The sequence below is a fragment of the Rhodococcus sp. TAF43 genome, from assembly GCF_052113525.1.
Classification (GTDB): domain Bacteria; phylum Actinomycetota; class Actinomycetes; order Mycobacteriales; family Mycobacteriaceae; genus Prescottella.
In genome coordinates this window covers 1-13426 of record NZ_JBFRDL010000078.1, presented here as the reverse complement: position 1 = coordinate 13426, position 13426 = coordinate 1, and the positions used below count along the sequence as shown (strand labels likewise).

Genomic DNA, 13426 nt, shown 5'->3' with positions numbered 1-13426 from the left:
GCACGGCCGCGCCGTGGATGTGGCAGCTGTAGCCGATGACCTCCCGGTCGCCGAGCGGGACGACGGTGGTCTTCAGATCGGCTGCTCGTAGTCGGTCGAGGCCGGTCAGGATCTCGGCGATCCGGTCCGGGTGCGTTTGCGCGTGTTCCATGCTCACATCCTGACGGATGCGACGCAGGACAGGACTTCGCATTGTGTTCTGTGTCCGACGATCGACCCCGAGCACGTCGGTCGACCCAGTCCGCGTGCCAGCCGTTTCCACGGCCGGATCGAGTGGGCCGAACCAGACCGAGGGATCGTCCAACATCTCTTGTCCGATTCATCCCTCGATGACCGCGTTGAGTGCGATCATCCGCCGATACTGGATTCCATGACCCCTTCCTCGTCCGGTGGCCTGCGGTGCTGCCCGCAACATCAGCCTGCGCCCGGCGAGCCGGGCCGTGCAAGGGCAACCCCATCCCACCTCCGGAAACGCCTCCAACTCCCGTTCCGTCCGCCCTTCACCGCCGCGCCGATGCTCGGCGCCCTGGCCGCGCACGCCGTCGACGGGCTCGAGCGGCACGACGGCGACACCGGCGCGCACACCCGCGTCGTCCCCGCCCCGCACGGCCCCGCCGTGGTGACGGTGGAGTTCGACGCCCCAGAGCACGTGTCGGCGACGGTGCTGCCGGCGCACCCGGACGACGTCCCGCACATCGAATCGCTGATGCGCCGCTGGCTGGACCTCGACGCCGACCCGGCCGTGATCGACGCGGCACTCTGCGCGGATTCGGCGCTCGCCGGTCACATCGCCGCCCGTCCGGGCCTGCGCGTGCTCGGCTCCGTCGACGGCTTCGAGACCGCCGTGCTGACGGTGCTCGGACAGCAGGTGTCGCTTTCGGCAGCAAGAACATTCGGATCGCGATTCGTGACGGCATTCGGCACCCCGACCGAGTTCGACGGGTTCGTGAGCTTCCCCGAACCGGAGAAACTGGCCGGACTCGACCCGCTCGTCATCCAGAAAGCCGTCGGCCTCACCGGCGCGCGGGCACGCACCGTGCAGGCGCTGGCCGCCGCCGCGGCCCACGGGCTCGAGCTTCATCCGGGCGTCGATCCGCGCGAGTTCCGCACCCGCCTGCTCGCGGTGCCCGGCATCGGGCCGTGGACGGCGGACTACCTCGCGGTGCGGGTGCTCGGCGACCGCGACGCCTACCCGTCCGGCGATCTGGTGTTGCGCCGCGCGCTGGGCGTCAAGACCGCGCGCGAGGCCGCCACGGCATCGGAGCCGTGGCGGCCCTGGCGGGCCTACGCCCTGTTCCACCTGTGGACGGCGCAGGCGTTCCTGTGAATCCGCGTCACCCCTGACCGGCGCGGACCCCCTTCTCGATCCGGTCCCCGAGACCCTTGTCGACATTGCGCCAGTACTCGAACGCCCGCACCAGCACGGGCTCGGTGACGCCGTCGAGTAGATGCCCGACGATGTTGGATACCAACCGGTCTCGCCCGGCGTCGTCGAGGACCTTGCGGACCATCGTGCCGGCCTGGCCCCAGTCGTCGTCGTCCTTGCGCAACGTGTACGCCTGGTGCACCATCTCGCCGTCGGTGAACCAGCCCGGCGACTCCCCGGAGACCGCCACCTCGGCGTGCGGGCCGCCCTTCGAATTGGGCACATACACCGGGTCGCCCCGATTGTGGTGCCGCAGCTGCCCGTCCTTGGTGTACRAGCCCAGCGGAGCCGCGTGCGGCGAATTGACCGGCAGCTCCTTGTAATTGGAGCCGATGCGGTACCGGTGCGCGTCCGGGTACGAGAACCAGCGGCCCAGCAGCATCTTGTCGGGGCTCGGCCCGGTGCCGGGCACCGAACTGCTCGGCTCGAACGCGGCCTGCTCGATCTCGCAGTGGTAGTCGGCCGGGTTGCGGTCCAGCTTCATGGTGCCCACGTCGATCAGCGGGTAGTCGGCGTGCGGCCACACCTTCGTGAGGTCGAACGGATTGAACCGGTACGTCTTCGCATCCTCGTACGGCATGATCTGCATCTTCAGCGTCCACGTCGGGTACTCGCCGCGGTCGATGGCCTGCCACAGGTCGCGCATGTGGAAATCGGTGTCGGTGGCGGCCTTCCGGTCGCCCTCCTCCTGCGTGAAGAACTCGATGCCCTGATCGGTCTTGAAGTGGTACTTCACCCAGAACCGTTCGCCCTTCGCGTTGACCCACATGTAGGTGTGACTCGAATACCCGTTCATGTGCCGCCACGTGCGGGGGATACCGCGGTCGCCCATCAGCCACGTCACCTGGTGCGCCGACTCGGGGGACAGCGTCCAGAAGTCCCACTGCATGTCGTGGTCACGCAGGTTGTTGTCGGCCCGCCGCTTCTGCGAGCGGATGAAGTCCTGGAACTTCATCGGATCGCGCACGAAGAACACCGGGGTGTTGTTGCCGACCATGTCGAAGTTGCCCTGCTCGGTGTAGAACTTCAGGGCGAACCCGCGCGGATCGCGCCACGTGTCCGGGCTGCCCCGCTCGCCGGCGACCGTGGAGAAGCGGGCCAGCATCTCCGTCGTCTTGCCGGGCTGGAACAGGTCGGCCTTGGTGTAGGCGCTCACGTCGTTGGTGACCTCGAAGGTGCCGAATGCACCCCCGCCCTTGGCATGCGGCTGCCGTTCGGGCACCCGCTCGCGGTTGAACTGGGCCATCTTCTCGATCAGGTAGTAGTCCTGGAGCAGGATCGGCCCGTCGGGTCCGACGGTGAGCGAATGTTCGTCGCTGGGTACCGGGATTCCGGAGTCGTCGGTGGTGTAGTTCGGATCTGACATCTCATTCCTTCCCTACGAGTCACGTCACCGTGCGGGTAGAAGAGGCGATGCTCGCGAAAGTATTTGGGCTGCAGAGCATCGTCGGTGGAGAGCTCGACCGGGTACGCGGCGCGTACCGGGCGCGCCATCCATCAATTACCACCCGACCACTTCCCGGCCGATCCGTCAACCGATGTGCCACGCTGGTTCGGTACGAGCATCGGAGGGGAGAGATCCGTGGACGAGCCACTGCCCGCCTACCGCGAGGTGTCGGCGAATCGGTACCGCGAGATCGCCGGTCTGTAGTTCGAGGACTTCGTCGCCCGGCGATGCGTTGTATAGCACCTATAGGTGATATCACTTATACGTGATATTCTGAGGTTGTGTCGATCTGGAGCGTGGACGTCGAGTTCATCGGGGAATGGCTCGAGCAGTTGGATCAGTCATCCTACGAGCAGTCGTCGCGGCGCTTGAACTGCTGCAAGAACGTGGACCTCAGCTCGGCGACCACTAGTCGACACGGTGAAAGCATCCCGCCACAAGAACATGAAGGAGCTACGACCGGGATCGAGTGGGCGCTCGGAACTGCGGGTCCTGTTCGCCTTCGGCCCCGACAGGAAGGCGATCTTGCTCGTCGCGGGGGACAAATCAGGTCAGTGGACGAAGTGGTACAAGACGAACATCCCAATCGCCGACGACCGTTTCGATACCCATCTCGCGAGTTTGGAAGGGAAGTGACTGTGATGGCGAAGAGTCTCGACGACATGCTCGTCAAGCGGCCCGTCAACAGGGCCGCCGTGGACGCGCACAAGAACCGCATGATCGAGGAGGTCCGGGCCTACCGACTAAAGGAGCTCCGCGAAAGTGCAGCAATGACGCAGAGCCAGGTCGCGGACCGTCTCGGTGTCGGCCAGAACCGCGTTTCCAACATCGAGCGCGGCGACCTTGCGCGTATCCAGATCGAAACCCTGCGCAGGTACGTCGAGGCCGTCGGTGGCTCTCTGCGAGTCGAAGTCGAACTCGGCGACGACCGCTTCCAAATCGCCTGACCTCCACCGGCGCTGGCTCGTTCAGTCCTTGGCCCGCGCCAGCGCGGACGGCCACCAGATCGGCTTGCCGATGTCGTGGGAGAGCGCCGGGACCAGCACACTGCGGACCACGATCGTGTCCAGCAGGACGCCGAACGCCACCGCGAAGCCCACCTCCGCGAGGAACACCAGCGGCAGCACGCCGAGCACCGCGAACGTGCCGGCCAGCACGACGCCCGCCGACGTGATGACGCCGCCGGTGACCGCGAGGCCGCGCAGCACGCCCGACCGCGTACCGTGCTCCTGCGTCTCCTCCCGGACCCGGGTCATCAGGAAGATGTTGTAGTCGATGCCGAGGGCGACGAGGAACACGAACGCGAACAACGGGAACGACTGGTCTGCTCCCGCGAAGTGGAAGACGTGCGTGAAGAAGAACCCGCACACACCCAGCGTCGCGGCGAAGCTGAGCACCACCGTCGCGATGAGGATCAGCGGCGTCAGCAGCGCCCGCAGCAGGATCGCCAGCACGATGAAGATCACCACCAGCACGATCGGGATGATCAGGTTCCGGTCGTGCACCGACGCGGTCTGCACGTCGAGCGTCGCGGCGGAACTGCCACCGACGAGGGCGTCCGCGCCGGGCACYGCGTGCAGGGTGTCGCGGAGGCGTTCGACGGTCTGCAGCGCCTCGGGCGAATCGTACGAATCGGCAAGGGCCACATTGATCACGGTGCGGCCGTCGATGGGCGCGACGTTCAGCGTCGCGGGCGCGCACCCCGGCGGGAGTTGCTGCGGGACGTTGCCGCCGAAGCTCTGCAACAGCGCCTTCGCCTTCTCGATGTCGACCTGCACGCACACCGATCCCGGCCCCTGGCGTACGCCCGCCACCCCGCTCGCGGCCGCGATCACCGCGTCCACGCCGGACGCGTTCGTCGCGACCACCGCGGGCGCCCCGGCACCCTGATCGAAGTTGGCGTCGTACAGCGCCTGGCCATCCACGGCGTCGGGTTCGTTGGTGAAGTTCTCGGACGCGGTGAGGCCGGAGGTCTGCAGGCTGCCGATGCCCGCCGCGAACAGCACCACCAGCAGCACGGTCGCACCGATCCACGCCGGACGGTCGCGGCGACCGACGAACTCCGCGATCCGGCCCCACATCCCGTGGGTGGCAAGGTCGGTGGCGCCGTCCACCTTCGGCTTGCGCGGCCAGAACACCCAGCGCCCCACCGCGGACAGCGCGACCGGCAGGAACGTCATCATCACCAGGTACGTGCACGCGATGCCGATCGCCGCGACCGGACCCAGGCTCTTGTTGGAGTTCAACTGCGAGAAGCCCAGGCACAGCAGCCCGATGATCACGGTGATCGCGGACGCGGTGATGGCCGGCGCGGACTCCTTCCACGCCTTGATCATCGCGTCGAACCGGTTGTCGTGAAAGTGCAGTTCCTCCCGGTACCGGGAGATCAACAACAGCGCATAATCGGTGCCCGCGCCGATCACCAGCACGAACAGGATGCCCTGGCTCTGGCCGGTGAGCGTGAGGATCCCGTGGTCGGCGAGAACGTAGATCACCATCGACGACAGCCCCAGCGCGAGCAGCGCCGAGAACAGCGGGAAGAACCACAGGATCGGCGACCGGTACACCACCAGCAGGATCAGGATCACCACCAGCAGCGCGACGCCGAGCAGCGTGCTGTCGAGCCCCTCGAACGCGTCGATGAACGCGACCAGCAGACCACCCGGTCCGGCAGGCAGCACCTCGAGATCCGACGCCACGGACGTCTGCGCGGCCGCGAGCACGTCCTGTTCGGCGGCGGCGAGGTCGGTGCCCTGGACGGTGGTCCCGTCCTGTTTGGCGATCAGCGGCACGAACACCGACGCGGTGGTGCCGTCGGTGGAGATCTGGGTGGGCGTCACGCCGTCCGCGTCGACGCCCTCGACCGACGCCATCGACACCCGCGCCCGGTCGATCGCGGCCTTGTCCGCGTCGGTCAGGCCGCCGTCGCGGTGGAACACCACCGCACCCGGAATTGTCTCCACCTTCAGGAACTTCGCGGTCTCGTTCGCGACCACCGTCGACTCGGCCGAAGCGGGCAGATAGGACGCGTTGTCGTTCTTCTGGATCTCGGCCAGCTTGCCCTGGAACGAACCGCCCAGACCGCCCAGGAAGAACGCGACGATCGCGATCGCGACGACGGTGAACACCGGCCACCCCCGCCTGGGCCGGGTGTCGTCACCCGCCGGCGGTCCGCTCATGGACTCCACTCGGGTCATTGGTGCTCCTCGTACGCGGTCGCGGCCGGATACCAATGCAGACCAGTACAGCACGCGACCGCGCGGCCGGGGAGACGATCCGGCGGGCGGACCGGCGCTAGACGACCATGTGGCAGTAGATGCTGTCGCCGCGGGCGACCGCCCCCGCGGCCAGTTCGGCCAGCGCGGCGATGAACGGGGCAGACGCCTCGGTGGGGTCGGCCGCCTCGTCGAAGATCCAGACGCGGGCCGCCGCGGTCACGGCGTCGGAGTCCAGGCCGGCCAGCGCGTCGCGCAGTTCGTCGGCGACGGTCAGAACGAAGGCGTCGCCGTCCTCGCCGGCGGCGACCAGGGATCCGCGCCGTGGACCCGCCGTGACCTGCTCGTAGGTGCGGCCGGTGAGCGCCGCTTCGAGCCTGCTGAGGGCGATGCCCGGCTCGATTCGCTTGGCCTGCAGGACCGGGGTGCCGCTCGACGCAGACTGGACGCGCGGGCGGGAGGCCTCGTCCGGGTCGGTGCGGTACAGGGCCTGGGCGGCGTCGACGACGTCCGGGTCGAGATCGAGCAGGTCGTCGAGAGCGGTGGCGGCGACCTCGTCCGAGGGGGCCGTGAAGTAGTCGGTGATGGCAGACATGACCGCATGTTCGCACAGGGGACCGACGCACCGAATCGGACGACGGTCTCGGTGACGTCCCGCCCGTCAGCGCAGTTTGATGTTCCCGCCGACGACCATGAGCGTCTGCCCGGAATGCCGTGCGTCTACATGATTTCCACATCCGGCTGCGTGCTGCAGGGCGACCGCCTCTACGTCGACATCGCGATGGGGCCCGGGTCGATGGCGCACGTGACGACGCAGTCGGCGACGAAGGTGCACGAGATGGACGCCAACTTCGCCTCCCAGGTGCAGACGGTGACGCTGGCGGAGCATTCCTACCTGGAACTGATGCCGGGCATGACGATCCCGCTGCCGGTGGGCACCGCGCCCTTCGTGTTCGCCATGTGGCTGTTCCTGCTCCCGAAGAAGCAGTTCGTGCCGGTGCAGCACGCCACCATCGCCGGCGGGGCGGCGGAGTCCGGTCGAAGCCGTCCCGTGGCGCGTCGACCGGAATAGAATCGACGCAGTGGTCGAGGCATCGAGACGGCCGATCCGGGGGATCCGATGGGTGACGAGCAAACGATTCCGGACGAACAGTCGGAACTGAAGGGAAGCGTCGACGAACTCACGTCCTCCCTCAGGGAACTGTCGGGGATGCTCGACGATGTCGACGAGTTGGAGCACGTGCTGCAGTGCCTCGTCGAGAGCGCGGTCCGCATCGTGCCGGACGCCGACATGGGTGGTGTCACGATCCTGCGTGACGGCAAAGCGGAGACAGCGGCGGCCACGGATCTTCGTGTTCGCGAAATCGACAGCACGCAATACGATCTCGACGACGGCCCGTGCCTGCGCTCGGCGCGCGAGCAGGCCACCCAGAACGTCGATCGGCAGGAGATACGCCGGCGGTGGCCGGGCCTTGCCGACGTCGCGGAGAGCAACGGGGTCGGCAGTTTCATCGCCTCGCCCCTGACTCTCGACGATCGGGTGAGCGGATCGTTCAACCTGTACAGCTCGGACGACGACGGCTTCCGCACCTTGGACGAGTCGCTGCTCGAGGCATTCACGACAGCGGCGATGGTCGCCCTGCGCCAAACGCAACGCTACGACGGGGCCCGGCGGTCCGTCCGAGCATTGGAGGCGGCGCTGAAGTCCCGCGCATCGATCGATCACGCCATCGGTGTGCTGATGGCGCTGCACGGCATCGATCCCGAGGCCGCCTTCGACCTGATGGTCAAGACGTCCCAGCAGAGCAACACCAAGCTGCGTGACGTCGCACAGCAGCTCCTCGCCAAGATCGATCGGTCGTAGCCCGCCGGCCGGTCAGATGAGAACGGCGGCGGCCACGACGCAGAGCACGATCAGAGCAGCGGCGGTCGCGGCGAGAACGAGCGAGCCGCCGAACAGCAGTGTTGCCGCAGTGACGGATGTGGCCGAGAGGCCCGCGATCCGCAGCGTGCAGCACCCTTCGCGCGCGACCGTCTCGCGGTCGTCCGGCATGCGGACGTCAGGTTCGGAAAGTGTCGTCATCGGTCGACCTCCTGGGCGAGGCGGCGCCATTCACGAGACAGGGGGATCACGTCGATCACAGAACGATGAGTCATGGGTGCCCTCACTGTGTACCTACACGGAGGGGGATACGGCTGGCAGCCAGTACGACGGCACATGTACCCCCGACGCCGGCTGTCTGCCCAACCTTGCTGCTCAACGATAACGGCCACACGTGACCTCCGGCAACAGGCCGCCACCGAATCGTTATCCGACGTTCGAAGGTCCCGGTGCCAACTCCGACACCTCTCCGGTCCAATGAGCAATGCCCCGGCCACCGTCGTGGACGACGGCGGCCGAGGCGTCGCGCACTGGCCATTGCCCGATCCGATGACGCGAGACGCGCGTCCGGCGATCTACCAGTCCGCCTCGGTGAAACGGACGACGCCGCGGATGTTCTTGTTGTCGAGCATGTCCTGGTAGCCGTCGTTGACCTGCTCGAGCGAGTAGGTGTTGGTCACCATGTCCGCGAGATTGAGTCGACCGGCCCGGTACATGTTCAGCAGGTTCGGGATGTCCACGCGGGCGTTGCAGCCACCGTAGATGTTTCCCCGCAGGTCCTTCTGCAGCATCGCGAAGAGGAACGCGTTGAGCTTGACGTCCATGTCGGCCATGTGGCCCATCGCGGTGACGACGCAGCGACCGTTCTTGGCGGTGAGCGTGAGGGCCGGGTCGACGTACTCGCCCTTCATCTCACCGACCGTGATGATCGTCTTCTGGCACATGCGGCCCCAGGTGATCTCCATGATCGGCGCGATCGCTTCTTCCATCGACGGGAAGGCATGCGTGGCGCCGAACTTGAGGGCCTGCTCGCGCTTGAAGGGCGACGGGTCGATCGCGAAGACGTGGCGTGCACCCGACGCGACGGAACCCTGCAGCGCGCTCATGCCGACGCCGCCGACACCGATGATGGCGACCGACTCGCCGGGCTTGACCTCCGCGATGTTTGTCGCCGAACCCCATCCGGTCGGGACACCACAGCCCACGAGGGCCGCGAGCTCGAACGGGATGTCCTTCTCGATCTTCACCGCCTGAGACTCGTGCACCGTCATGTACGGCGAGAACGTGCCGAGCAGGCACATCGGGATCACGTTCTCCCCGCGCGCCTGGATGCGGTAGGTGCCGTCGGCGATGGCCTGACCGCTGAGCAGCCCCATGCCGAGGTCGCACACGTTCGAATGGCCCTCGGAACACGACGGGCAGCGTCCACACGCCGGGATGAACGAGAGCACGACGTGGTCGCCGACCTCGAGATCCTTGACTCCCTCGCCGACCTTCGTGACCACACCCGCGCCCTCGTGGCCGCCCATCGCCGGGTAGGACGCCATCGGCGTCGCACCGGTGACGATGTGGAGGTCGGAGTGGCACATGCCGGCAGCCTCCATGCGGATCTGCACCTCGCCGGCGACCGGGTCACCGAGTTCGATCTCCTCGATCGACCACTTCTCGTTGATGCCCCACAGCAACGCACCCTTGGTCCTCATTGCAACACCCTCCCCTTACGTGACTAGCGGTCGCTGTGACGATAGCCACAGATCCTTCGAATTGGAACACGTTCTAGATCGTTCTTACAAAACTATGTATAGCTGTGCAAGTAACCGAGTTTGGGGGGCGTTACATGTGTGGAATCGCAGGCTGGGTGTCGTTCGACTCCGACCTGACCCGGCAGCGGGGTGTTCTCGACGCAATGACCGACACCATGGCCTTGCGTGGGCCGGACGGACGCGGCACTTTCGTGCGCACTCACGCGGGGCTCGGGCATCGGCGGCTCGCCGTTATCGATCTACCCGGCGGGGCGCAGCCGATGAGCGTGAGCACCCCCGCCGGAGACGTCGGAATGGTGTACACGGGGGAGGCGTACAACTACCGGGAACTGCGCGATCAGCTACGGGCTCTGGGTCATGCGTTCCGCACCGACAGCGACACCGAGGTGGTGCTCCACGCATACCTGCAGTGGGGTGAGAGCATCGTCGATCACCTCAACGGCATGTACGCCTTCGCGATCTGGGACCAGCGCGAGGAGAAGCTGGTGATGATCCGAGACCGCATGGGCATCAAGCCGTTCTACTACTACCCGACACCGGACGGGGTCCTCTTCGGGTCGGAGCCGAAGGCAATTCTTGCGAACCCGTTGGCACGCAAGGCCATCGATTCCGACGGCGTTCGTGAGCTGCTGGCAATGACCAAGGCGCCGGGCACGTCGGTATGGAAGGGCATGTACGAGGTGGCGCCCGGCACTCTGATCCGGGTAGATCGCGATGGACTGCACGAACGCACGTACTGGCGCCTGGAGGCTGCCGAGCACACCGACAGCACGGAAAGGTCCGTCGAGCGGGTCCGGGATCTGCTCACCGACATCGTCGACAGGCAGCTGATCTCCGACGTACCTCGCTGCGTGTTGCTCTCGGGTGGACTGGATTCCAGTGCCATCACCGGCCTGGCCGCGGCGAGCCTGGCGCGCGACGGAGAACAGCTGCGCACCTTCTCCGTGGACTTCCTCCATCAGGAACAGAACTTCGTCCCCGACGAGGTGCGCGGCACCCCCGACGCGCCGTACGCGCACGAGGTCGCGGCGTTGGTGGAGTCCGCGCATCAGAACGTGACGCTCAACTCGGCCGATATGCTGGATCTGTCGGTCCGTCGTGCGGTCATCACCGCACGCGACATGCCCGGTCTCGGCGATATGGATCTATCCCTTTACCTGCTGTTCAAGGCGATTCGCGAGCAGTCGACGGTGGCGCTGTCGGGTGAATCGGCCGACGAGGTGTTCGGCGGTTACCCGTGGTTCTTTGCCGACAGAGCGGTCAACGCCGGCACCTTCCCGTGGGCGGCCTTCACCGGCGACAAGCCGTGGAACGCTCTGCGGCCAGAGCTGCGCGAACAGCTGGATGTCGACAGCTACATCGCCGACCAATACGCCGCGGCGTGCGCGGAGGTCGAACACCTGCCCAGCGAATCCCAGGCCGAATACCGCATGCGCGAGGTGTGCTACCTGCACCTGACCCGGTTCGTGCGGATCCTGCTGGACCGCAAGGATCGCCTATCGATGGCGGCCGGCCTCGAGGTTCGGGTGCCGTTCTGCGATCATCGCCTCATCGAGTACGTCTACAACACTCCGTGGCCGCTGAAGACCTTCGACGGCCGCGAGAAGAGCCTGCTGCGCCACGCCACGAAACATGTGCTCCCGCAATCGGTGGTCGATCGTGTGAAGAGCGGGTATCCCTTGACGCAGGACCCGGCGTACGCGACGAACCTGCAGCAGCTCGCGAAGGAGATCCTGGCTGAGATCAATTCGCCGCTGTTCGACCTGATCGACCGGACCTGGATGCAACAGCTGACAGCGCAGGATCCGATGCGGATGGATCCCGTCACCCGGGCGGGCCTGGATCGCGCGGTCGACATCTACACCTGGCTGGACCTGTACAGGCCCGAGCTGCAACTGGATTGAGCAAGGATGAGGTCCTCGGCACGACGATGGCTGCCTGCGGACGACGGGTGCGCGCCAACGAATCATTCGGCGGGCTCCGCGTAGCATTCCCTGACCCCCACATCCATCGGGAAGCGGACGGCGGTGGCGCCGAACAGCAGACGGGTTGCCGAGTTCGCCGCGGCGAGGACATGCGCGGTGGCAGCGTCGGGGCGTGTGGTGTGCACCACCACCTCGTCGTGCTGGAAGAAGACGAGTTCGCCGTCGCCGGGATCGGCGGCCAGGCGGCGGCGCAGGTCGGCCAGCAGGCACAGCGCCCACTCCGACGCCGTGGCCTGCACGACGAAGTTACGGGTGAACCGGCCGCGGGCGTGGGGGTCGCCGCCGGACCACCACGAGTCGTCCGGCGGGGGACAGGCGCGTCCGAGCCAGGAATGGACCACCTCGCCGCGCTCACCGGCGCGGGCGGCGTCCTCGACGAGTTGCACCGCCACCGGAAAACGCTTGCGCAGCAAGCCCAGAAGGGCGCGGGCCTCGCCGGCGGTGGCGCCGTAGAGGACGCCGAGGATCGCAACCTTCGCCTTCGCCCGATCGCCGCCGAACGCCTCCGCCGCGACGGGGGCGTACAGGTCGTCGGCGCCGGCCGCCGCCATCATGCGCGGATCGCCGGACATCGCGGCCAGGATCCGCGGCTCGAGCTGACCGGCGTCGGCGATCACGAAGGTGTGCCCCGCATCCGCGATCACGCTGGAGCGCAATGCCTTCGGAATCTGCAGCGCACCGCCGCCGCGACTGGCCCACCGCCCCGAGACCACGCCGCCCGGCACGTAGACGGGCCGGAAACGGTCGCCGCGCACCCAGGCGTCCAGCCACGTCCACCCGTTGGTGCTGTGCAGCTTGGCCAGGTCGCGGTAGCGCAACAACGGTTCGACGGCCGGGTGGTCGATCTCCCGCAGTAGGTACGCGCAGGCGGTCTCTAGCCATTCCGGTGTTGTTGTTGCAGGGTTCTCGTGTTGGGTCGGGAAGATTCTTCACTGCGCAGCTACGGTCGCGGCGTGTTGAATCCTCCTTCCTGGACGGTGTTCTGGTGCGCCCCGGAGCGGGGGCCGGACCGCTCTATGGACCAGGTCCTGGCGGGTCTGCCTTCGTTGCGTGACTGGGCTGACCAACATGGCACGCGCCACGGCCAGCCGTTCCTGCTGCGTTCGGATGGTCGGTACGCAACCGAGATCAACGAGTTCTTCGCTACGCCCCGTATGCGCAGCTGTGCGGTGGGGACGCGCCGCAAGTATGCGTTCGGTTTGGCGACCTGGCTGGGGTTTCTTGATGCGATCGGGTGTTCGTGGCACGACGCCAGCCCATCGGAGATCGACGCGTTCAAGTTCTGGCGGATGACTGATGAGTCGAATCCGGTCCGCGTCGCAGGCGGGACGATGCGGTCGGGGCTGGTCGCGATCAACTCGTTCTACGATTGGGCTGAGAGGCGCTACAACGTGACCAATCCGGTGTTGCGAATCACGATGCACCGCAAAGCTCCTCCACTAGCGACTTCAGGGGAGTTTCGGGCGACCCCGCATCTTGGCCGCGATCGAGACGTCAAGTGGTTGGATCCAGCGGGGTACCGAAGATGGCGTGACACGGGGCTTCGCGGCCTGGACACCCAAGGCCGGGAGGTTGGCGAATGGCGTGGCCGGAATCCGCAGCGTGACTGTGGGTCAAGTCCAGAGGCGTGGTGTAACGAGGTCGCCGCGTGATTCCTCGCGGGGCTATGCGGTCAGGGCGGGTGTGACCTCCTCGGTGGGTTCGGTGG

The 13426-nt window shown here is 66.8% G+C and carries 11 protein-coding genes and 1 pseudogene; 6 read left to right on the top strand and 6 right to left on the bottom strand.

Annotated elements, in window-relative coordinates; translation table 11 throughout:
• The first annotated feature begins 370 nt into the window (after positions 1 to 370).
• Positions 371 to 1327, top strand: coding sequence for a DNA-3-methyladenine glycosylase family protein (locus tag AB4Z09_RS27660; RefSeq protein WP_442241226.1), 957 nt, complete (start codon positions 371 to 373; stop codon positions 1325 to 1327).
• 7 nt (positions 1328 to 1334) lie between these two features.
• Here the strand turns inward: AB4Z09_RS27660 and AB4Z09_RS27655 are convergent, their stop codons facing one another.
• Positions 1335 to 2792: a catalase gene (locus AB4Z09_RS27655; protein WP_442241225.1), complete on the bottom strand. Its 1458-nt coding sequence runs from the start codon at positions 2790 to 2792 to the stop codon at positions 1335 to 1337.
• Positions 2793 to 3514: 722 nt separating this feature from the next.
• On the opposite strand from AB4Z09_RS27655, the gene AB4Z09_RS27650 reads away from it, so the two are divergent.
• Positions 3515 to 3820 (top strand): helix-turn-helix domain-containing protein, encoded by a 306-nt coding sequence (locus tag AB4Z09_RS27650; RefSeq protein WP_114723262.1) that lies wholly within the window; start codon positions 3515 to 3517, stop codon positions 3818 to 3820.
• Between the two features lie 21 nt (positions 3821 to 3841).
• Here the strand turns inward: AB4Z09_RS27650 and AB4Z09_RS27645 are convergent, their stop codons facing one another.
• Positions 3842 to 6070 carry an MMPL family transporter gene (locus AB4Z09_RS27645; protein ID WP_442241224.1) on the bottom strand — a complete coding sequence of 743 codons (2229 nt, stop codon included), beginning with the start codon at positions 6068 to 6070 and terminating at the stop codon, positions 3842 to 3844.
• A 97-nt stretch (positions 6071 to 6167) separates the two neighbouring features.
• Complete coding sequence (locus AB4Z09_RS27640; RefSeq protein ID WP_429517058.1) at positions 6168 to 6683, bottom strand: hypothetical protein; 516 nt, start codon at positions 6681 to 6683, stop codon at positions 6168 to 6170.
• 129 nt (positions 6684 to 6812) lie between these two features.
• On the opposite strand from AB4Z09_RS27640, the gene AB4Z09_RS27635 reads away from it, so the two are divergent.
• A complete protein-coding gene (locus AB4Z09_RS27635; protein ID WP_258558057.1) occupies positions 6813 to 7160 on the top strand; it encodes an urease accessory protein UreD in 348 nt (115 codons plus the stop codon).
• A gap of 48 nt (positions 7161 to 7208) precedes the next feature.
• Positions 7209 to 7952 carry a GAF and ANTAR domain-containing protein gene (locus AB4Z09_RS27630; RefSeq protein ID WP_114723240.1) on the top strand — a complete coding sequence of 248 codons (744 nt, stop codon included), beginning with the start codon at positions 7209 to 7211 and terminating at the stop codon, positions 7950 to 7952.
• Between the two features lie 12 nt (positions 7953 to 7964).
• Here the strand turns inward: AB4Z09_RS27630 and AB4Z09_RS27625 are convergent, their stop codons facing one another.
• Together AB4Z09_RS27625 and AB4Z09_RS27620 are read right to left on the bottom strand one after the other, a co-directional pair.
• The gene (locus AB4Z09_RS27625) at positions 7965 to 8171 is read right to left on the bottom strand and encodes a hypothetical protein (protein WP_147283552.1); all 207 of its coding nucleotides are present in this window, start codon (positions 8169 to 8171) and stop codon (positions 7965 to 7967) included.
• A gap of 374 nt (positions 8172 to 8545) precedes the next feature.
• Complete coding sequence (locus AB4Z09_RS27620) at positions 8546 to 9673, bottom strand: NDMA-dependent alcohol dehydrogenase (protein WP_442241223.1); 1128 nt, start codon at positions 9671 to 9673, stop codon at positions 8546 to 8548.
• 134 nt (positions 9674 to 9807) lie between these two features.
• Here AB4Z09_RS27620 and asnB point away from each other — a divergent pair, with 134 nt between their 5' ends.
• Positions 9808 to 11637: an asparagine synthase (glutamine-hydrolyzing) gene (gene asnB, locus AB4Z09_RS27615; protein WP_442241222.1), complete on the top strand. Its 1830-nt coding sequence runs from the start codon at positions 9808 to 9810 to the stop codon at positions 11635 to 11637.
• Positions 11638 to 11699: 62 nt separating this feature from the next.
• Here asnB and AB4Z09_RS27610 read toward each other — a convergent pair.
• Positions 11700 to 12581 (bottom strand): annotated as a pseudogene (locus AB4Z09_RS27610) (bifunctional 3'-5' exonuclease/DNA polymerase); the annotation flags it as partial.
• Between the two features lie 90 nt (positions 12582 to 12671).
• Here AB4Z09_RS27610 and AB4Z09_RS27605 point away from each other — a divergent pair.
• Positions 12672 to 13370, top strand: coding sequence for a hypothetical protein (locus tag AB4Z09_RS27605; RefSeq protein WP_442241221.1), 699 nt, complete (start codon positions 12672 to 12674; stop codon positions 13368 to 13370).
• Positions 13371 to 13426: the final 56 nt, after the last annotated feature.

Bases quoted from the DNA above. Each gene is read 5' to 3' on its own strand.
- AB4Z09_RS27660 (WP_442241226.1), top strand. From the start codon at position 371: ATGACCCCTTCCTCGTCCGGTGGCCTGCGGTGCTGCCCGCAACATCAG.
- AB4Z09_RS27650 (WP_114723262.1), top strand. From the start codon at position 3,515: ATGGCGAAGAGTCTCGACGACATGCTCGTCAAGCGGCCCGTCAACAGG.
- AB4Z09_RS27640 (WP_429517058.1), bottom strand. From the start codon at position 6,683: ATGTCTGCCATCACCGACTACTTCACGGCCCCCTCGGACGAGGTCGCC.
- AB4Z09_RS27635 (WP_258558057.1), top strand. From the start codon at position 6,813: ATGATTTCCACATCCGGCTGCGTGCTGCAGGGCGACCGCCTCTACGTC.
- AB4Z09_RS27630 (WP_114723240.1), top strand. From the start codon at position 7,209: ATGGGTGACGAGCAAACGATTCCGGACGAACAGTCGGAACTGAAGGGA.
- AB4Z09_RS27625 (WP_147283552.1), bottom strand. From the start codon at position 8,171: ATGACGACACTTTCCGAACCTGACGTCCGCATGCCGGACGACCGCGAG.
- AB4Z09_RS27620 (WP_442241223.1), bottom strand. From the start codon at position 9,673: ATGAGGACCAAGGGTGCGTTGCTGTGGGGCATCAACGAGAAGTGGTCG.
- asnB (WP_442241222.1), top strand. From the start codon at position 9,808: ATGTGTGGAATCGCAGGCTGGGTGTCGTTCGACTCCGACCTGACCCGG.